Source organism: Pseudomonas saxonica, from assembly GCF_007858365.1.
Classification (GTDB): Bacteria; Pseudomonadota; Gammaproteobacteria; order Pseudomonadales; family Pseudomonadaceae; genus Aquipseudomonas; species Aquipseudomonas saxonica.
This window is the reverse complement of record NZ_VFIO01000016.1, coordinates 42,912-60,611: the sequence shown is the minus strand read 5'-3', so window position 1 is coordinate 60,611 and position 17,700 is coordinate 42,912. Positions and strand designations below refer to the sequence as shown.

The window sequence follows — 17,700 nt, the reverse complement described above, 5'->3', positions numbered from 1 at the left end:
CGTCCTTCTCGATGTACTTCTGATACTCGTTGAGCGTGGTGGCGCCGATCAGGTTCAGCTCGCCGCGCGCCATCATCGGCTTGAACACGTTGGCCACGTCCAGCCCGCCTTCGCCGCCACCCTGGCCGGCACCGACGATGGTGTGCACTTCATCGATGAAGAGAATCATCTCGCCCTGGTGCTCGGTCACTTCCTTGAGCACCTTCTGCACGCGCTCCTCGAACTCGCCGCGATACTTGGCGCCGGCCACCATGGCGTTGATGTTGAGTTCCACCAGACGCTTGTCGCGCAGCGTCTCGGGCACTTCGCCGGCGACCATCCGCTGCGCCAGTCCTTCGACAATGGCGGTCTTGCCGACGCCGGGCTCACCGATCAACACCGGGTTGTTTTTCTTGCGCCGGGCCAGCACCTCGATGGTGGTCTCGATCTCCTGCGCACGGCCGATGACCGGATCGAGCTTGCCCTCGCGCGCCATCTTGGTGAGGTCGCGCGAATACTTGTCGAGTTCTGGCGTGTTGGTCGGCGTCTCGGCGCGGCCATCCTCGGCGCCTTTGCCGACCACCTTGCTGACCTGTTGGCGCAGCGCCTGCGGCGTCAGGCCGTAGCGGCGTAGCAGGTTGGCGGCCAGCCCTTCGCCTTCCTCGGTCAGACCGATCAGGAAATGCTCCGGACCGACATAGGAATGGCCGAGTTCATTGGAGGCCACGAAGGCGCGGCTGAGCGCATCCTTCACGCGCGGCGACACGCCGATCTCGCCCTCGAACGGCTTGTCCCCGCGCTTGGCCTCGGACTCGATCTGCCGCTTGAGGTCATCGACCTTGATTTTGAACTGACCCAGGATGGTCTTGACCACGTCGCTGTCGGCCAGCGCCAGCAGCAGATGTTCGGTATCCACCTCGGAGCGGCCAAATTCGGCAGCGTGTTTGGCGGCCTCTTGCAGCAGGGCTTCCGACTGTTCGCTGATGCGGCTGGCCAGCCCACTGCCGCGCCGGCGCGGTGCACCCGAACCTGCGGCGGCGGGTTCGCCAAACACGGCATCGACCACGTCATCGGTATCGGCGGCAAAGGGCGTCGCGTCGTCGCCGATGCGGAAGAAGTCACTGCCGAGGAAGTCCTCGAACAGGCCGCTGCGCGAGCCGAACAAGGCTTCCAGCGGCGAGACGGTGCGCTTTTGCTGGCGCACCAGTTGGCGGTAATGGTCGTCGCACAACAGCATGGTGCTGTGACGCCCGTCGAGATTGGCTTCCACCCGCACGGTGGCGGGTTGGCCGCAGACCTGGCATTGTTTTCTGGTCATGCTGATGCTCCTGAGAAGGTTGACAAGGTTGAGGCGACGAGGCATCGCGAGCCGCGACACCTCGTCTCGTACCGGGTTTTTCTTGTGACGAACGAGCCGGCGACGTCAGCTGTTGATCGGGATCGAACGTCCCTGCTTCGGCGCGCTGACCTCGCGCTTGTCGATCGTGACCGTGAGCACCCCGTTCTTGAACGATGCCTTGATCGAATCCTGATCGGCGTCGTCAGGCAGGTTCAAGGCGCGGTGAAAGCTGCCGTAGGTGCGCTCCACACGGTGGAAGCCACCTTCCTTCTTCTCCTGTTCCTGGCGCTTCTCGCCACGCACCACCAGCACGTCGTTGTCGAGGGTGATCTGGATGTCCTTTTCCTCGACACCGGGCACTTCCAGGGCAATCTTGTACTGCTTGTCGGTTTCCTGGATGTCCAGGGCCGGCTTCAGCATGCCCGACCAATCGGATGGCAGCCGCGGCATGGCCAGCGCCGGAAAACCGAAGCCCCGGAACGCGTCATCGAACAGCCGGTCGATCTCGCGATGCAGTTGCAGGATCGGGCTGACTGGCCCGCTCGCCGCTGGCAGGTCATTGCGCTGCACCGGCAGGGAAGAGGCGGTCTGCTGCTCTTGCTGCTCGTTCTTGAACCAGTTCCAGGGAGCCAACTTCTTGAAATCGATGTCCATGTCATACCTCCAGAAAAATTGAAAAACGAGTTACTCAAGCCCTTTGCCTGCTGCGACGGGCAGTGCGCCCAGGCGACACGGGCTGCTCGGATGACTTCTGCTGTTCACGCTTGCGCATCACCTCCTTCTTTGCTCCGGCTCGGGTCTGATCATTGATCCACTGATCGATTTCACTTTGACGAAACCGCCACGTCCCGCCCACCTTGAAAGCCGGAATTTCCCCGTGCGCGGCGAGCCGATAAAGCGTCCGCTTGCCGACTTTCAAGTACGCAGCCAATTCATCGAGCGTGAAAATCACCTGTAGGTGCGCTTTCATCTCACCCTCTCCAATCGCGTCGCTTTGCGGTTCCGGCCAAGGAAATCCTTGCAAGACTTTGCAAGATATTGCGCTTACCAGGACAAACTTCAAGAGTCAATGTACAGCGATCTCCCGCCCCATTGATGCAGGTCAACTGCTCAGGCAAGGCGCAGCGGGGCGGCCTGATCAGGCCATGGACAGCGCCTGGCTCGTCAGCCTGCGTGTGCCACAGGCGCCTCGATCAAACACCGATCCTCACGTTGTAGCCGAGTGCCCGCAGCCCCTTGCTCGTCTGCATGTTCCTTGGCGGAAACTCGTCTGGGCGCGCCCAGCCGACGCTTTCCCCGAGGCTGCTCAGGCCAACGTGCGGAATTGCCCAGTCGTCGCTGCGGATCGCGTTCCAGAGTCGGGCCGAAACACTTCCGTTGCCCCAGACAGCGTAGTTCAACAATATCCGTCCGGCCAACACACCTTCCCGACACCGCCGCCGAAGGCCATGGCCCATCAAGCGGATTTTCCATGCCCCCTCAGCGCCGTACCTACAGCAAATCTTTCAAGGCCCAGGTCATTCAGGAGTGTTCTGAACCCGGTGCCTCCATCGCAAACATCGCCTTGGGCTACAGCCTCAATGCCAACCTCGTCCACAAATGGATTCGGCTGCATACCCAGAAAACCACGGCTATCCAGCCAGCGTTCATCCCGTTGCCTTCTCAAATGCTCGGCGCGGGATCGCATGCTCAAGTGCGCTGCTGCGATCATGAGTTTGATCCAGTCGGCCCGTAATAATGGGCACGATCCGTATGCCTATCTCAAGGATGTGCTGACACGGTTGCCGACGCAGCGGGCGAGTGAGATTGCAGAGCTGCTGCCGCATAGGTGGCATCCGGCATAGTCGCGCAAGACGGTTTGCCCGCACGCTTACGTTCAACAGCTCAAGCACCGTCCGCCCTTCGCGGGATCGTTGCCGCCAGAGCCACACGCCGAACTTTTCCACCTTGTCGTCGCCGGCCTGCGGTCAGTCAGGCAAGCCCAGGTGCTCGTTTTCCTGCTTGATCGCGTGGTCTCGGATCGCGTGCACCCGGGAAACGGCATCCACGAACTGCCACCATCTCTTAGCTTGGCGGGGTCAAGCCAGCCGGGATGCCCGGACGGTTACGCTGGTCCGCGCCCAGTTGCAGCACCAAGGTCGGCCGCAGTGATGAAGCGGGTCTTGATGCCGCACTGCGCCGCCCGATAGCGCAGTGCGATGGCCAGATGCGTCTTGCCGACTCCCAAGGGGCCTATATCGCCTTGGCACGGCTCCGGGCAGTTTCGGGGAGGCTGCACGCAGTGCGCGACAAGATGTATCGCAGCCGAACTGCGGTGTATTCTGCAATCAGCCTAGGGCCGCGCGTATCCGCTGCTTCCAGTCGAACACCCGGGCATGGTTGGCCCCAGGTGAGCTTTCTTTCGGGTGATGCACAGAGTGCAAAGGCTCACAGTACTTCGCCATGGTGCCTGGCCTCGGTGAAACCAACCCTCCCTGATTGCTTCCTGGCAGGTGTAGAAGCAGCCGAACAGCCTGATTCCCAGCTCCGAAACCGTGGCCGACTCATGGGGCAAGAGATTTATCCGCACCAGCTCCTCGGGCGCAGTACGTAACCGGCCGGTCAAGTTGGCCAAGCCCCAGTTCCACAGCATGACCGGGATGGCTGGCAGATCGCCCGGCATACCAGAGGTTCTGTCGTATTTGCTCAAGGTATGAAAGTTGTTGTGGTAGAGGATGCCGGCAATGATGATCTGGGTGAACTCGGGCAAGGTCAGACTGGCATCAAGTCTGTAGTCGTGGCCACCCCGCTTCCGGCTGGTGGTGTCCTCGACCACACCGCTGGCATAGGGCTTGAAACGCTCCTGCACCGTCCGGAAATAACGCTCGACGATCCCCTTGGCATCTCCTCGCCTGGCCGGTGCATTCTCGATGCGAACGCCGAAGGCTTGGGAAAATGCTTCCACCTTGGTGCCATTCAGTTCGCCCTTATCGGCCAGCACCACATCCGGCAAGCCTTTGACCGGCCAGTCGCTGGCATCGATCTCCACGCTATACTGGCGGCAATACTCAACCTTGTCGGCGACCGTGTTGGCCAATGCCACCATGGCACTGACCCAGGAAGGTCCCTCGAATCCGACGTACATACCAACGACCATGCGGCTGAACACGTCGATCACCATGTAAACGACAGGCCTGCCGACGATAAGGCTGCGATCATGTTCTGAAACCAGATAGATATCGGCGATGGTGGCATCGATCTGGTAGCGGTATCCGGGCCCCAGTGCCTCGGTCGTCGATGTACTGCTGAGCGGTCGGAAGTCCTTGGCAAAATCCACTGCGGACACCCTGCATGGCAAGGTGTCGGTGAAGTGATATTCGCGCCCATAGAAGTAACGGAACTGCCCCAATGTAGGCAGTTCGAAGGTCGGCAGCTCCGTCAGAACAGCACGGAGCAGATTCAGCCCGGCGGCGTAGGCATCAGGAATGGACGGATGTTTTTCCTTGAGCAAACGTTCCTCGATGACCCGGCGAAAAATGCGCTCGATGTCCGGCGTGACATTGCTCCCTTTCCCCTCCATCACCACTCTGGGCCTGCCCAGCTTGGCCTGGTTCGGCTTTCTGCGCTTGCCACGGGCGCCCGAGTTGACATAGTCCGGCAAGAGGGCATTCCTGCACATGCCTCGCTGCCAGTAGCGCCTCAGTAACCTATACACCGTCTGATTGGTGACACCATGGCGCTCCATGATGCCTCTGACAATGAGCCCTCTGGGGCGCCGCACGAAAAGCTGGGGGTCGTGCACAAAATCCGCCAGCATTCCCCAAGCTTCATCACGCTTCTGCTGATCAAGGGAACCTTCCTCAACCTCCCGTAGGACTGTTTCCTCGAAGGGATCGGCAATGCTCTCCAGCTCCCGCTCCATGATCAGACGCTCCAGCTCTACAATCGATATCGGTTCGGGCAACGCCGTGTCCGAATCGATATCGATCCAGATTGCCTGCTCGGTACCGGACCAAAGCAGGCGCTTTCGCAGTTCCCCCATCCGGAACACCTGATTAACGGGCAACACTGCTCAGCTCCTGATGCATTTGATGAGAGTTGGCAACCAGGTCTTTCGGCTTCAGCTCCCGGTAAGGAGTGTCAAGATCGAAAAGGAAACAGTGCCGGGCCAGCAACTGGCGTAGCCAATAGAGCGCCTGACCGGCCTCCAGCTGGCCGGAGGTATCCAGTCCTTGGGCAATAGCGGTCAGCTTCCGGTCTGGGTGACGCTGAAACTCGAGCAGAAACAGCTGCTGGTAATGGGCGAGATCGTCCTGAGCGATGTCGCCTTCAGCATGGGCAGGATAGAGCCATTGGATATTGGCAAATGCCACCTTGGATACCTCGCGCTCAGTGACGATGACCCAGGGAATACCTTTTTCCTGCCAGTAGCGCCTTTCAAGTTCAAGCCTCTCGATAACTTCAGGCTTCTGCAGGTCGGTACTGTACTTGGCCTGAATCGCGATGCTCGGGCGCTGAGGATCTTCGAAATCCACCAGAAAGTCGCTGGTCAGTACCTGCTGGGTACCCTTGTAACAACCGTGGGGCAGGCCAAGCTCCTCGGCGATGCGCACCGTATCTTCGACCCGCATCGGAAACTGTTCACGGATATCGGTGACATGGGGAGACCGATCCAAGGTCAGGAAGATGGCCAGTTCAAGATCGGATAGAAGATGGTGTAAACGCCGGGTCTTGCTGCCAGGCAGGCGGTGGGAGCGACCCAGCGAGGACACGTCCCTGGTGTAGATGAACGGCTTGTAGTCTGATCCCTGGCCCGGATCCGGGCCCTTAAACGAAGCGCGGTCAAGTTGAATGGCGGGGGTCCCGCCCCTTTGGGGGTGGGTTCCGCGTCCGTAGGACCGCCGCAGGCGTATTCTGCTTGACGGTGCGCAGTACCCCCAAGCCTCCGCTCGGGTGTGTGGGGTAGCTTCCCCGCCCCGCGCACCTGAGCCCTCGGCGGCAAGAGCGGGCTTACAAGGGCAGAGCCCTTGGTGTTGCTTTGGTCTGCCGTCCAGGGGGCCCCCCTGGCTGCCAGCGGCATTAATCAACCCGTCGATGTTTCCCGGCTTCAACGTCATATACAAAGATCGGGTGCAGTTCACCATTACGGACTTCGACAATATCAGTGACTTTCCGACCGTAGCGCGGATCACGCGAGCAATGAATCATCAAATCGAGAACGCCAAGGATCATTCGGCCGGCAAGGTCATAACTGATAAGTCCAGCCGAGGACATGAGGTACTGCAATCGAGGCACGGTATCGTCAGGACCATTCGTGTGCAACGAAGCAGCTGACCCTCTATGCCCGGTATAAATGAACTGAAAAAATGCGTCACAAGCCGCAGCATCACGAATTTCACCAACCCAGCCACGGTCTGGCCGATAACGAAGAAATTTGCGAATACAAGACGCCAAATTGATAACCCTCACGCCGGGTTTAGGCTCCCTGTAAGGAGCTTCAAAAGCGACGACATTGGGCAGCATTTCACGCATCCCAAGCTCAAGGGTATCTTCTGCTGTACACAGCCGTTCACGCTTATCTATGAACCCGCCACAAGCCCGAAGCATTGCGGTTTTTCCGCTTCCTGTATTGCCTGTGACAAGCATTGTCGCAGCACCACGAACACGCTCTGCAATGTAGTCGGCCATTTCGCTTGTGAGCGCCCCTAACCCGACCAGTTCGGCCATCGTGAACGCTTTTGTTGGTTTGCAACGAAGGCTAAATGTTGCACCCGCGGGGGTCATTAAAGACAACGTGCAGCTAATGCGTGCACCGTTAGGAAACCGCGCATCAAGCTCTGGATTGTCGGGACCGACCGGCTGTTTGAGAACAATCCCTAGCTGACGAATGAATTCAACAAGCTTCTGCTCTGAGGCAAACCCGCTATCAACTCGCTCAAGCACGTTGTTAATTTCAACGTACATTTCGTCATAACGGTTAACACAAATCTCAGTGACCAATGGATTGTTGAAATGAGGTAGAACCGGTTTAAGGAAGTGCTCAAGCAATTCCCAGCTTCCTGCCTCTTTGACGGGTACTGACCCGAAAACGGTATCTTCATAGCTCATAGCGTATACATGACCTCGACTTGAAACTGCATCAGATTGCTTTCATGCACGGGGCTAGCTGTAAAGCTCCGATCTTTATCCTGAACTAGCCGAGTCGTGCCAGCGAGTGGCCGATAAATCGGCCACATTGGCTGGTTGTACTTCTCCAGATACAGGTTGCATAAGCCCTCATTCGGAAAGAGATACAGAACTTTGTCGTAATGCCCGCCGCGAATATTTTTCAAATGCGATAGGAAAATGTTGTAAACCCGGGGGCTCGATTTATGGTTCAGCTCAACCTCCAGGGCGACCGATGTTCCGTCCTTCATCGTCAGGATTGCGTCTGGTAATCGCACGGTGCGAAGGTGCTTTAAGGTCTTCTCTGGCCGTAGTATTTGGATATCCGGCATGCGCTTAATAATTGCCGCTTGGACCGAAAAGCTGTGAATCATCGACACCCAAGAAGGCAGCCTGCGCCGCCTCTTTAAATTAAGTTCAGGCGCAAGCATGAGCGCGTAGTCAAACCCCGCTTCCCCGAGGCTGTAGATTTTCCTGTCGATCCCAGGTGCACGATCTACCAAGAGAAAACCGGAGTCCTCCAACCGCTTGAAAAAGGCGCGCTGGCCATCCGCATCGACGCCGAGCATTGCGGCAATAGTTGACCTGTCGGAGTAGTCAAACCATGCAAGCCACCTGACTACCGACTCAAGCTTTTCACGGCTCCGGCTTATAGCTGCCGAGCGGTCCCAGCCGCTCACAGCGTTAGTAGTTTTCCCTTCGTCCAAAATCTTTCTCCACCGATAACATTGCATAAGTCTCCGGATGCTAAGCATGGACACTTTGTGTTTATTGTTCGCCCCTGAATAGGTCAGCCTCGCCCTCCGAAGGAAGGGTGAAGGCTGACCTATTCAGCGGAGCGAACCAAGCCGTTGCAGGATCATGCCAGCGAGCCCACCGAAGGTAGGGCAACGCGAAAGCATGAGACTGCATCGGCTTTGGAGCGCAGAACGAGCCCTTTCCTAAATGTATGCAAGGCCAGCCCACCGAAGGTCGGGCGAGGCCAATGCATGCGTTTAGGAAAGAGGCGAACTGACGCCGCGAAGCCTTTAGCCCCGCGTGAGGGGCTAGGCGTTGTAAACGCCGCCAACGGCCTAAAGCCGCTGGCCGCTTTAGGCAAACGACCAAAAGTCGTTGCTTGCTGTGGGCAGCCCGGAAGCGCTCGCCTGCTTCTGCTGACCGAAGGGAGGCAAGGCTTGAGGCAAACGACCAAAAGTCGTTGCTTGCTGTGGGCAGCGCGGGAGCGCTCGCCTGCTTCTGCTGACCGAAGGGAGGCGCCAGGCCCGGCACGGGGTTGGCTGCTTTTCAATAGCGCAGCGATGAGCGAAGCGAAGAGTCGTGCGTTAAACAGCGAGAAGGACAGACGCCCCCCGAGCCCACGAGGGGGGTGAGGGGAAATGGCCCCCATGCCAATTTTCCCGGTCTGCCCTGACGCAGCCCGTTCAGGGCGGAGGCAGGGTGCGCAGCATCCGTTAGCGAAAGCGGCGCGGGCGTCCGGTGAAACCGGACCAACCTGGATTCGCGATGTAGCAGTCGAGAAAGGGACGAAGGACCGCAACGAGACGTCGCGCAATAGCAGAATGCAGGTTGGTCCGGCTTCATCGGACGCCCGCGCGGGTGAATTTCGTAGACAAGCCCGTTCAGGGCGCAGGATGCGAAAGAGGGTGGAAGCTCGCGCAGCGAGTTGGAACCCTAAAAGACTGACGGGGCGCTCCCCCGGCGGTCTATGGGTGTCCTTTAGGACGCCCACATCATCCATCGGATGGCGGCTTTTAGCGCTTTTGATTTGTAGAAAAAACATTTTTTTTCTATGCCCTGTTCTATTGGTCTTTCTATTGTTTAGCCTATTGCTAAAGCAATAGAAAGGCAATAGGATAATGCACATTGATATGCGCATAACGATATTGCAGGATTAAGGGGAACGACCATAAATCCGCGCTAGAGGAACTTTCCGATTCGGAAAGTCTCTAGAGTCTTTCGATTTAGGAAGGCAGGAAAGAAGGAGGCCGGAAACTTTCCGATTCGGAAAGTCAGGCCGGAAGCGTGGTAAATTTCCGAATCGGAAAGTGGGTTAAAACTTTCCTATTCGGAAAGTCAGCCCCGGAATACAGAAACTTTCCGAATCGGAAAGTCAGAAAGGGAAGCAATAATGCTCGGGTTTATGGATGTCGTTAGAGGATAGTAAATGGAAATTTTACGCTTTATTTTGCTCAATACGGACCCAGGCTTAACAACCGTATTTTGTTTTTTAATCGGCGTACTTCTTTTGCTTGCGGTCACGGGCGCAGTAAAAGAATCAGATGACGCAACGGTAATGGATCTTGCTTTTCTATATGTGCGCCGCTGCGCAATGATTCTAATCTTCGCCTGCGGACCTTTACTGGTTGTAGGCATGTACATCTATGCGTATTCCGTCTACGGCTACGATGGTGACAGAGCTACCCAGTTCATGAGCCTGTGGTATGGCGAGTTTAGAAAATCCATTGCAGACCTTTGGTGGTGCTTTCTAGTGGTGCTATCAGCACCAATGTTTTTACGCATGATAATGCTGCGCTGGGTACGCCCAAAAATTAATAGCTGGAAGCGGAAATTTCGGGTTCAAGCTAGCGGCGATGCGCTTAGTGATATCCGCGTAGACATGGATAAGCTCAAAGCAAAAGACTTCAACCCACAAGATTTTTATCTTGAAGGGCAGATGTTTTTAGGTTTGGACGACACCGGTGCTGGCATCTATATGGCCGACGAACTATTTAGAAAAAACCACTCCAAGGTAATTGGCCCTTCCCAAACGGGTAAGGGCATCATGCTTGGCGTACTGCTCGACCAAGCAATCATGAAAGGCTGGGGAGCATGGTTTGTAGATCAAAAACCCGATGATTTTATCTACGACATTATGCGCGAAAGCTGTGAACGTCATGGCCGCCCTGCCCCGCTTATTCTAGATTTAAACGGTGTTGGTCCAGGTTCATATGGCCCCTTTATCGGCGGTAGCCGTAGAGAACGAAGGGAGCGCGTTGTAAAGACTTTCGCCATGGCCGACAACGGCACAAACGCGGACTTTTTCAAACGCGAAGAACGAAAAGTGCTGGACTATCTCATGCCTCTTTGGGACGGCACACTGGGCCAGCTTGCAAAGTTGTTGAAGGGTAATCACCCTGAAATCAACGATGTAATGAAAAGCTGGGTTAGAGAAAAAAACGGTAGCATTGAGTCGAACGTAAGTGAGTTCATGCAGCTCGATACCCTGCGCGCAACTGTAGAGGAAAGCTTCAAGGTTGAAGAAGCTTTGCGCTCGGGGGCAGTTGTTTATGTCCGCTCAAATATCAATGACACTATCGTTAGAAAAGCATGTATTGCCCTGCTGGATGAGCTAGTGCAAATCGCTCTTAAAAAACCACTGGCTCACCCAACATATCTTGTCCTGGACGAAATCAGATTTATCGTTTCGCAGACATTGGCAGACGCTCTGGCCACTGTACTTTCCAAAAACGTGTTCATGGCTTTGACCTATCAAGCACTAACCGACCTTTTGAACCTGCCGGACAAAACACTCAATGCGCAGTCAATTAAGGGGGGGATTGATATCAATACCCAAATTACTTTGACCTACCGCGCAAACGATTTTGAAACCGCAGAGTGGTTAGCAAGCCTGACCGGCAAAGCGCAAAAAACCGTCACTAAAATGGAGAAGGTGGAAATCAATAAAGGCGGTGCTGAATTATGGGGGGATGAACGCTCAGTAGGGCAGGTGGAAGAAACGACCGTTACCACCAATCAACTTCTCGCACTTCCAGCAAGGGTAAGCGCGCTTATTCGCCCGAATCACCTAGCCGTAATTATCTATACGTGCTGGATCAGCGTTAAAGAGTTTAAGGGCCTTCCACCTCGCAACCCTGCGCAGCCCCCTGCCCCGCAAGCGATAATCGCTGCTGACGCCGTAACCGCCCTCAAGGCGACTAGCGAAGTCGCTGAGGAAGACCCATTTACATCCCCTTCCGCGACTAATGAAGATCCATTTGCAAGCCTTGAAAATGTTAATGAGGAAGACCCTTTTGCTGCGCTTGAAAACGCTGAAAAAGATCCGTTTGCCAGCATTGACACAAATGAAATTACCGGGCCTTCTGAAGACCCGTTTGCTCAAACAAACGCAAATGATGATGAACGTTTTACACCAGAACCAATGCCACAAAAACCAGCTGGAAAAGCTAAGCTGACCGCTGACCAAAAAGCAGCAATTGAGGCGGCAGGAATTGCCATCACAAGCCCACGACCGCCTAAACCAAAACCCGCCGCTCCGGTGGATCTGTCCTCCCTGGACGATATCGAAGGAATCTAACAATGACCAACGAAGCGCCGTTTCCAAAAGTGATTGGTGTAAGCACCCCTAAAGGGGGTGTTGGCAAATCAACGACCATCACTGGCTTGGGCCTGTATCTGAGTCTCCAGGGCAAAAAGGTTTTATTTATTGATCTGGACAACATCGCTAGTTTGACCAACAACCTGCAAGGTGCCGAAGTAAGGTACGAACATTTGAGCAACGTTACTCACTTGTTCAAAGATCCTGAAGACGAACAAGCTGCGCCGATTACTGTAAGCGTTATCTCGGACAATATTCATTTGATCCAGGGCGATTCCAGCGTTAGCGAAATTAACCGCTCAAACGATTTGACGATTGTTACGGCACTTAAAGACAACCTTCATATGAGGGTGCCGAACATCGAAAGCTATGACTACATCCTGATTGATACGCCTGCGGGTAATGGCAACACACTGTTGGCCACATTGATTTGTGCCGACTTGATCTACTCCCCTATTGACCTGGACCACAACGCCATCGGGTCTTTGAAAGAGCTAACAAAGGTTCTGAAGCCTGTAAAACGCGGCCTGAACAAAAACCTCCAATGGGGTGGCTTCGTTATCAATCGCGTGAAAACGCTTGTTAGCGTCTTAGGTAAAAAGGTTCCGCACTCACTTGGTGACAGAGCGATCTATGAGAGCTTAGTAACCGCTTACGGTGACGTTGCCCTACTAGGCGTAATTGGCCTACGCGACCCTATTAAAGCTTCGATTAGTAGCGGCAAGTGGATCAGCGGCAAAGATGGTTCGGCACAAGACGCATCCTTTGAATTTGAAAACTTTTGCAAGAAATTGATGGAGAAAATCTAATGACGAACAGTATCAGCGAACTTCTGCGTAGCGGCGAGAATGATCCAATCACCGGCGAAGCAATTACACTTATTCACCGCTCGAAAATCATACCAACGGAAGGTCAGGACCGTGACGACTGGGATAATCCTGAGACCATTGCGAACATTCAATCCATTCGCAAATCCGCTCAAATAAAGATTGAAGACGGTCGATATTTCGGTATTCGCTATCCATTGTTTGTAGGCTCGCCAGATGAAAACGGTAATTTCCCAATTATCGACGGTGAATGCCGGTGGCGGTCAGTTGAGTCACTGCCTGAAGAACTCCAGATGCTGCCTTGCATTGTTCGTACTGGCAGCAAGAAAGAGCAACGCCTAGACCACACCGCATCCAATGGCGCACGTAAAGGGCTGACACTATTTCAAACCGCCATGTCTATTCAGCGAGACGAAAAAGAATTCGGGCTCACCACTGAAGAAATTATTGCTGTTCACGGCCTGCCAAACCAAACAGCTCTGAGCAAGTACAAGGCAATCCATAAGCTCGGTGATCGAGCTAAAGAGTTGGTGCGTTCAGGCACGTTCCAGGACGTTAACTTGGTCTACGAGCTGAAAAAACTCGACGATGACCAGTTGACCAAACTTGAAAAAAGAATTGCCAAAGGCGAATCCATTCAGCAAGCGATTAAAGCCCTTATTCCTAAAGAGCCTAAGCAGCCAAAAGAACAACCTAAAAGTGAGGATAAAACTCCCGGCGATGCGGATGAAAACGGTGTTGGTGACGGCAAAGAATCCGGGGCAGGGGATCTAAAACTTTCCGATTCGGAAAGTTTTATCTCCCTGACCATTGGTTTAGATGCGGCTAAAGCTCTCGCTGCATTTCTCGATGTACCAGCTAGCTTGGATCCGAAGTCACTTCAAGCGGCTCTTATTGAAGCAATTAAAGCCATGGCCTCAGACCTCAAAGAAGGCGCTGAATAATGGCCTTGGTGCGTCTGGCAAACCTAAATGACTACGAGTCCGTAGATGTGCTGGGACGCACCATGTTCAAAATAACGTGGTGCCCCACACTTTGCCCTGGAAGCCCCACTGAAGACCCCCGCATAGGACTTGAGCTGTTTAACGAATGGCAATGCGCCGTCGCGGCGGGTTTAGATAACCTGCCGGGCCCATCCGAAAAGCTGGCCGCGATAGTTAGTTGGTGCTTAGCCACTGATTCGCTCGATAGGGTGAATCTGGCAAAAGAACTGGTTAAAGCGAACCGTGACGCGGGTTATGTAGTGGGGCTTGAATTCAGCAATACAGATTATGCCGAACCGGGACTTGGGTATCGGTATGAGTTGGCTTTTCTAAAAGAACAGATTCGGCTATTAGCTGCTGCCCAGGTCATGCAGCTACAGAATCTAATACAGGTAGTTAGTTATGAGTGACAAGGATGAGCCACGGTTTGACGTGAGAATAAAAGTGCACGACCTGTACTTAATCATTCTTTGGGATACCAACTACTTCCCAGGCCATGAAGAAAGTAAAAGAATCTGCGGTGTGCGCATTGCAGATAGCCTGTTTTCCATAGAAGCATTTGCAAGTAATTCTAAGCCTGAATATGCCATTGCCCAGGCATTGGCAGAAAAAGTAAGGCCGGTATTAAGTGACAACCTCAAAGCTGTCGAAGATGACATGAAGCAAAGTCTCTCGGCGCTTACTGAAGAACTCACTGATCCGCTTATTAAGGCGATGGATATTGTTACATCTGCGCAAACTGAATACCCACTGACCATCAAGGAAGGGAAGGGTACACCTCTTGTTAACGCATTCGTTCGTCTTTTCGTCATTGCAGATTTGATTGTTGCAAGTTTGAAAGAACTTCACTTCAAAGGTGCGATAAGCAAAAAGGATTGGAAGAAACGCGAAGATCGTTACATTAAACCTCTGCGCAAACTCATGCACGACATGAACCAGACCATCAAGTTGTATCACGAACAGCGTAAGTCGCTGACTTCTAAGTAACTCTCGGTGGCTCCACGGAGCCACTGTTTTATTTGCAGGCTATACCGGCATTAATTGCCAATTATGGTATTGGCTTGCCTAAATAAAGGCGAACGCAATGACCACATTGATAATTGTTGAGTCACCGTCCAAAGGTAAGATAATCGAAGAGTATCTTGGAAGCGGTTATCGGGTAGCTGCAAGCGTGGGCCATATTAGAGACTTGCCTGAAGCTGGAATGGGCGTGCATGCACCCGACTTCAAACCTGAATATGTATATACAGAGAAAGGTCGGGAAGTTGTAGCGCGTCTGAAGCGCTTACAACAAGAATGCGAAGACGGTGTAATTCTCGCTACCGACATGGATAGGGAAGGGGAGGCTATTGCATGGCACCTGAAACAAGTCCTTGGAATTAAAGACGAACGCCGTATTACATACAATGAGATTACACCTACAGCTTTGAAAAAAGCTCTGGCCAATCCTCGGGCCATTGATTTAAAGCAAGTCGCCGCCCAAGAAGCACGACGCATTACAGATAGACTTATCGGCTACATGGTTAGCCCAGTTATCGCAGAGGCGATGGGCGATAAGAACGCCTCTACTGGACGTGTACAGAGCGTAGCAGTGAGGCTTGTAGACGATAGGGAAAAGGAGATTGCAGGCCACTCTAGCCTCAATCACTACGGCGCCGAGCTGACCTTTGGCAGTTGGAAAGCATCATGGGATGCAAAGCCACTTCTCGACGGGCAAAAGCATTGGACCGATAAAGACTTTGCAGAACTGGTTGCCGCAGTCAGAAGCGTTAAGGTCTTGAGTTGCGACGACAGTGAGTCCACCAGTTCACCGCCTGCACCTTTCACAACCACTACCCTTCAAGCTGCAGGCAGCAACGCGCTTGGCTTTGGCCCTAAGCAAACGATGGAAATCGCCCAAAAGCTCTATGAGCAGGGCGCAATCTCGTACATGCGAACAGATAGCACCGCGCTTTCAGATGATGCTCTCAATGAAATCTTTGCCTACGGCAAAGAAAATTCCTTACCTATTGTTGAACAGGCCCGGACCTGGAAACAAAAGGATGATTCCCAGGGCGCGCACGAAGCAATAAGGCCCTCGCACATATCTGCGACTACAGCTGGACAGAACGAGAACGAACGTAAGCTGTATAACCTGATCTGGATGAGAACAGTTGGTTGCCAGCTCCAGGATGCACGCTTTGCGGTGAGAGTTGCCAGGCTTGAAGCAGTGAGTCCAGTAGGTGACAGCACTATCGTTTTTGAGGGTCGCGGCAAAAAGCTTATCTACAAAGGCTGGAAAGAGTTAACCCCGTTTGACAGCTCAGAGGATCTAGAAGACGAAGCAAGTCTTGAAGATCAAGACTCGGATAACCCTGTACCAACACTGACAGTTGACGATTATTTAGATGCAGACAACGGTAAGTTAATTGAAACAAAAACAAAGGCACGCCCACGCTATACCGAAGCCAGTTTGATTAAAGAAATGGAACGCTTGGGCATTGGTCGCCCAGCTACTTACGGCGCTGTCATTGAAACTATTATCGACAATAGAAACTATGTGGAGCGCTTTGGGAAAAAGAAACAGCTAAAAATGGCTTTTCGCGGCATTCGTTTAATGAATGTCCTTCGCGATAACTTTCAATTTCTCAATTACGACTTCACTAAAATTCTGGAAGAACAGCTTGAGGGTCTTGCGACCGGCAAAGCAAATTACAAAAACCTCCTGGGCGCAGTGCATAAACGCTTGCTTGGCGAGCTGGAAGCATTCAAAGCGAAGGTGCCCGTTGCGTATCCTTGCCCAAAATGCTCCCGTGGATTGACCCTAAACCCTGCGAAGAACAAAAAGTCTTCGTCCTGGTGGGGATGCAGCGGCTACACCCAAGATGACAGCGGCTGCGATTACATGGCAGAGGATGCAGACGGCAAACCGGGCAAAACCTCCGGTCCTATACTTACCGAATTCGCCTGTACAGGGTGCGGTAAGCCGCTGATTCACCGGGTAAAAGAAGGGGAGGGCGGTTGGTCATTTTTCGGTTGCTCGGGTCATAAAGATGGTTGTCAGCTGAGCTTTCCCGATAAAAATGGCGAACCAGATCTATCTGCCCCTCGGGTGCCGAAAGCCAAAGCTGAAGCGGTCCCTTAGTAACAGCGAAAACTAACGCTATATGCCTCCTTAACTAGGGGGCTTTTTTTTATCCTGATTTTGTGCACGCGATTGGCATATGAGAAATTATACGTTAGTATTAACTCGTCAACTTTAAGAGCGCACGGTTGACTGAAACGCTCTCCTACTAAACTTTACAAGGATATATACCATGTCTGGTATTGAACTCGATTTCCAATCTTTTAATCCGATCTTTGAATTTGCGCCGGATGTTTTGGGGGATTTTGCTGAATGTAAATCTCCTTTCGCATCAGCCTTCATGGATTATCTAAAAGCTCACGCTTTTGGTAATATTCATGTTCACTCAAAGTACGTTAAAGCGAACCTTTTGAAAACTGAAGCAATTCAGGCTTTCTACGATAAACATTATCTTTATGTCGTTCGCACCATTGATAACGACTCTAAAGTTTTCCGATTTTATGCACCAACTGAACTGCGTTTTGTAGATGCAGTTAAAATTGTTGAGTCGCATCAACGAATGTCTACATTGGATCTGCTAGATTTCTAATCTACTGATTTAATGCTGACACGACGAGATAGCTTTTGCTATCTCGTTTTTTTTTGCCTACAGAATAACTTTAGGCTATGATTCAGGCTTCAGCGTTAGAGCACACGGCTGAATGAAATGCTCACCACTAATCGATATCGGAGTTCCAACTATGGAAATTCAAGTAGTTCAGTTTGATTCTGCTGGCACCCACCATCAGGCAAATGAATATAACGAAGCATGGTCTGTAATTGATGAAGAAAACTATCGTCGCGAAATTTGCGAACGATTGGATTTAAACTTTGATTCATTGCAGATAGATTCTGACCGGATACCGTTCTGAATCACGACCGATAGACATTAATTGTCCGAATAACGAAAGGAACCTTATGGTTCCTTTCTTTTTTCTATCTTATTAATATCTAAAAGCAGCGTTAGGGCATATTGCTGCGTTATAGCC

Annotated in this window: 16 protein-coding genes and 2 pseudogenes; 10 read left to right on the top strand and 8 right to left on the bottom strand. The window is 52.9% G+C overall.

Annotated features, from left to right (window positions below):
* The 3 genes from FJD38_RS23370 to FJD38_RS23360 form a co-directional block, all read right to left on the bottom strand.
* A partial coding sequence (locus FJD38_RS23370) for a Clp protease N-terminal domain-containing protein (protein ID WP_146387867.1) occupies window positions 1–1,297 on the bottom strand: 1,297 nt, incomplete at its 3' end.
* 105 nt (window positions 1,298–1,402) lie between these two features.
* The gene (gene hsp20, locus FJD38_RS23365; protein ID WP_034113504.1) at window positions 1,403–1,972 is read right to left on the bottom strand and encodes a small heat shock protein sHSP20; all 570 of its coding nucleotides are present in this window, start codon (window positions 1,970–1,972) and stop codon (window positions 1,403–1,405) included.
* Between the two features lie 34 nt (window positions 1,973–2,006).
* On the bottom strand, window positions 2,007–2,288 hold the full coding sequence (locus tag FJD38_RS23360) for a helix-turn-helix domain-containing protein (RefSeq protein WP_016782886.1): 282 nt from the start codon (window positions 2,286–2,288) through the stop codon (window positions 2,007–2,009).
* A gap of 501 nt (window positions 2,289–2,789) precedes the next feature.
* Between FJD38_RS23360 and FJD38_RS23350 the strand changes: the two genes are divergently transcribed.
* Window positions 2,790–3,053 carry a transposase gene (locus FJD38_RS23350; protein ID WP_001446199.1) on the top strand — a complete coding sequence of 88 codons (264 nt, stop codon included), beginning with the start codon at window positions 2,790–2,792 and terminating at the stop codon, window positions 3,051–3,053.
* Window positions 3,010–3,162: pseudogene (locus tag FJD38_RS23345) on the top strand (transposase domain-containing protein); the annotation flags it as partial. The gene FJD38_RS23350 and the pseudogene FJD38_RS23345, both read left to right, overlap by 44 nt.
* 290 nt (window positions 3,163–3,452) lie before the next feature.
* Here FJD38_RS23345 and FJD38_RS23340 read toward each other — a convergent pair.
* The 5 genes and pseudogenes from FJD38_RS23340 to FJD38_RS23320 form a co-directional block, all read right to left on the bottom strand.
* Window positions 3,453–3,554, bottom strand: a pseudogene (locus tag FJD38_RS23340) (ATP-binding protein); the annotation flags it as partial.
* A gap of 96 nt (window positions 3,555–3,650) precedes the next feature.
* Window positions 3,651–5,339, bottom strand: a complete 1,689-nt coding sequence (locus tag FJD38_RS23335; protein WP_240518114.1) for a DDE-type integrase/transposase/recombinase — start codon at window positions 5,337–5,339, stop codon at window positions 3,651–3,653.
* A gap of 13 nt (window positions 5,340–5,352) precedes the next feature.
* Entirely contained in the window at window positions 5,353–6,069 is a 717-nt protein-coding gene (locus tag FJD38_RS23330) for a TnsA endonuclease N-terminal domain-containing protein (RefSeq protein WP_233609200.1), read from the bottom strand.
* A 307-nt stretch (window positions 6,070–6,376) separates the two neighbouring features.
* On the bottom strand, window positions 6,377–7,405 hold the full coding sequence (locus FJD38_RS23325) for a TadA family conjugal transfer-associated ATPase (RefSeq protein ID WP_094991408.1): 1,029 nt from the start codon (window positions 7,403–7,405) through the stop codon (window positions 6,377–6,379).
* Window positions 7,402–8,169: a hypothetical protein gene (locus FJD38_RS23320; protein ID WP_094991407.1), complete on the bottom strand. Its 768-nt coding sequence runs from the start codon at window positions 8,167–8,169 to the stop codon at window positions 7,402–7,404. Before FJD38_RS23320 ends, FJD38_RS23325 begins: the two co-directional genes overlap by 4 nt.
* A gap of 1,457 nt (window positions 8,170–9,626) precedes the next feature.
* Between FJD38_RS23320 and FJD38_RS23315 the strand changes: the two genes are divergently transcribed.
* The 8 genes from FJD38_RS23315 (at window position 9,627) to FJD38_RS24485 (ending at window position 17,583) form a co-directional block, all read left to right on the top strand.
* Window positions 9,627–11,777, top strand: a complete 2,151-nt coding sequence (locus FJD38_RS23315) for a TraM recognition domain-containing protein (protein ID WP_146387865.1) — start codon at window positions 9,627–9,629, stop codon at window positions 11,775–11,777.
* Window positions 11,778–11,779: 2 nt separating this feature from the next.
* Window positions 11,780–12,607 carry a ParA family protein gene (locus FJD38_RS23310; protein WP_094991485.1) on the top strand — a complete coding sequence of 276 codons (828 nt, stop codon included), beginning with the start codon at window positions 11,780–11,782 and terminating at the stop codon, window positions 12,605–12,607.
* Window positions 12,607–13,569, top strand: a complete 963-nt coding sequence (locus FJD38_RS23305; protein WP_146387863.1) for a ParB/RepB/Spo0J family partition protein — start codon at window positions 12,607–12,609, stop codon at window positions 13,567–13,569. Before FJD38_RS23310 ends, FJD38_RS23305 begins: the two co-directional genes overlap by 1 nt.
* On the top strand, window positions 13,569–14,018 hold the full coding sequence (locus FJD38_RS23300) for a hypothetical protein (RefSeq protein ID WP_146387861.1): 450 nt from the start codon (window positions 13,569–13,571) through the stop codon (window positions 14,016–14,018). Before FJD38_RS23305 ends, FJD38_RS23300 begins: the two co-directional genes overlap by 1 nt.
* On the top strand, window positions 14,011–14,595 hold the full coding sequence (locus FJD38_RS23295; protein WP_146387859.1) for an AcaB family transcriptional regulator: 585 nt from the start codon (window positions 14,011–14,013) through the stop codon (window positions 14,593–14,595). The genes FJD38_RS23300 and FJD38_RS23295 overlap by 8 nt, the downstream gene beginning before the upstream one ends.
* Before the next feature lie 97 nt (window positions 14,596–14,692).
* Complete coding sequence (gene topA, locus FJD38_RS23290) at window positions 14,693–16,732, top strand: type I DNA topoisomerase (RefSeq protein ID WP_146387857.1); 2,040 nt, start codon at window positions 14,693–14,695, stop codon at window positions 16,730–16,732.
* A gap of 172 nt (window positions 16,733–16,904) precedes the next feature.
* Window positions 16,905–17,261, top strand: a complete 357-nt coding sequence (locus tag FJD38_RS23285) for a hypothetical protein (protein WP_095026050.1) — start codon at window positions 16,905–16,907, stop codon at window positions 17,259–17,261.
* Window positions 17,262–17,412: 151 nt separating this feature from the next.
* Complete coding sequence (locus tag FJD38_RS24485; protein ID WP_158637872.1) at window positions 17,413–17,583, top strand: hypothetical protein; 171 nt, start codon at window positions 17,413–17,415, stop codon at window positions 17,581–17,583.
* The last annotated feature ends 117 nt before the right edge of the window (window positions 17,584–17,700 follow it).

What these genes read in the sequence shown, in the direction of transcription:
- FJD38_RS23300 (WP_146387861.1), top strand. Translation starts at nt 13,569, where the DNA reads ATGGCCTTGGTGCGTCTGGCAAACCTAAATGACTACGAGTCCGTAGAT.
- FJD38_RS24485 (WP_158637872.1), top strand. Translation starts at nt 17,413, where the DNA reads ATGGAAATTCAAGTAGTTCAGTTTGATTCTGCTGGCACCCACCATCAG.
- FJD38_RS23305 (WP_146387863.1), top strand. Translation starts at nt 12,607, where the DNA reads ATGACGAACAGTATCAGCGAACTTCTGCGTAGCGGCGAGAATGATCCA.
- FJD38_RS23350 (WP_001446199.1), top strand. Translation starts at nt 2,790, where the DNA reads ATGCCCCCTCAGCGCCGTACCTACAGCAAATCTTTCAAGGCCCAGGTC.
- FJD38_RS23285 (WP_095026050.1), top strand. Translation starts at nt 16,905, where the DNA reads ATGTCTGGTATTGAACTCGATTTCCAATCTTTTAATCCGATCTTTGAA.
- FJD38_RS23315 (WP_146387865.1), top strand. Translation starts at nt 9,627, where the DNA reads ATGGAAATTTTACGCTTTATTTTGCTCAATACGGACCCAGGCTTAACA.
- FJD38_RS23360 (WP_016782886.1), bottom strand. Translation starts at nt 2,288, where the DNA reads ATGAAAGCGCACCTACAGGTGATTTTCACGCTCGATGAATTGGCTGCG.
- hsp20 (WP_034113504.1), bottom strand. Translation starts at nt 1,972, where the DNA reads ATGGACATCGATTTCAAGAAGTTGGCTCCCTGGAACTGGTTCAAGAAC.
- FJD38_RS23310 (WP_094991485.1), top strand. Translation starts at nt 11,780, where the DNA reads ATGACCAACGAAGCGCCGTTTCCAAAAGTGATTGGTGTAAGCACCCCT.
- topA (WP_146387857.1), top strand. Translation starts at nt 14,693, where the DNA reads ATGACCACATTGATAATTGTTGAGTCACCGTCCAAAGGTAAGATAATC.
- FJD38_RS23295 (WP_146387859.1), top strand. Translation starts at nt 14,011, where the DNA reads ATGAGTGACAAGGATGAGCCACGGTTTGACGTGAGAATAAAAGTGCAC.
- FJD38_RS23335 (WP_240518114.1), bottom strand. Translation starts at nt 5,339, where the DNA reads ATGGGGGAACTGCGAAAGCGCCTGCTTTGGTCCGGTACCGAGCAGGCA.
- FJD38_RS23325 (WP_094991408.1), bottom strand. Translation starts at nt 7,405, where the DNA reads ATGAGCTATGAAGATACCGTTTTCGGGTCAGTACCCGTCAAAGAGGCA.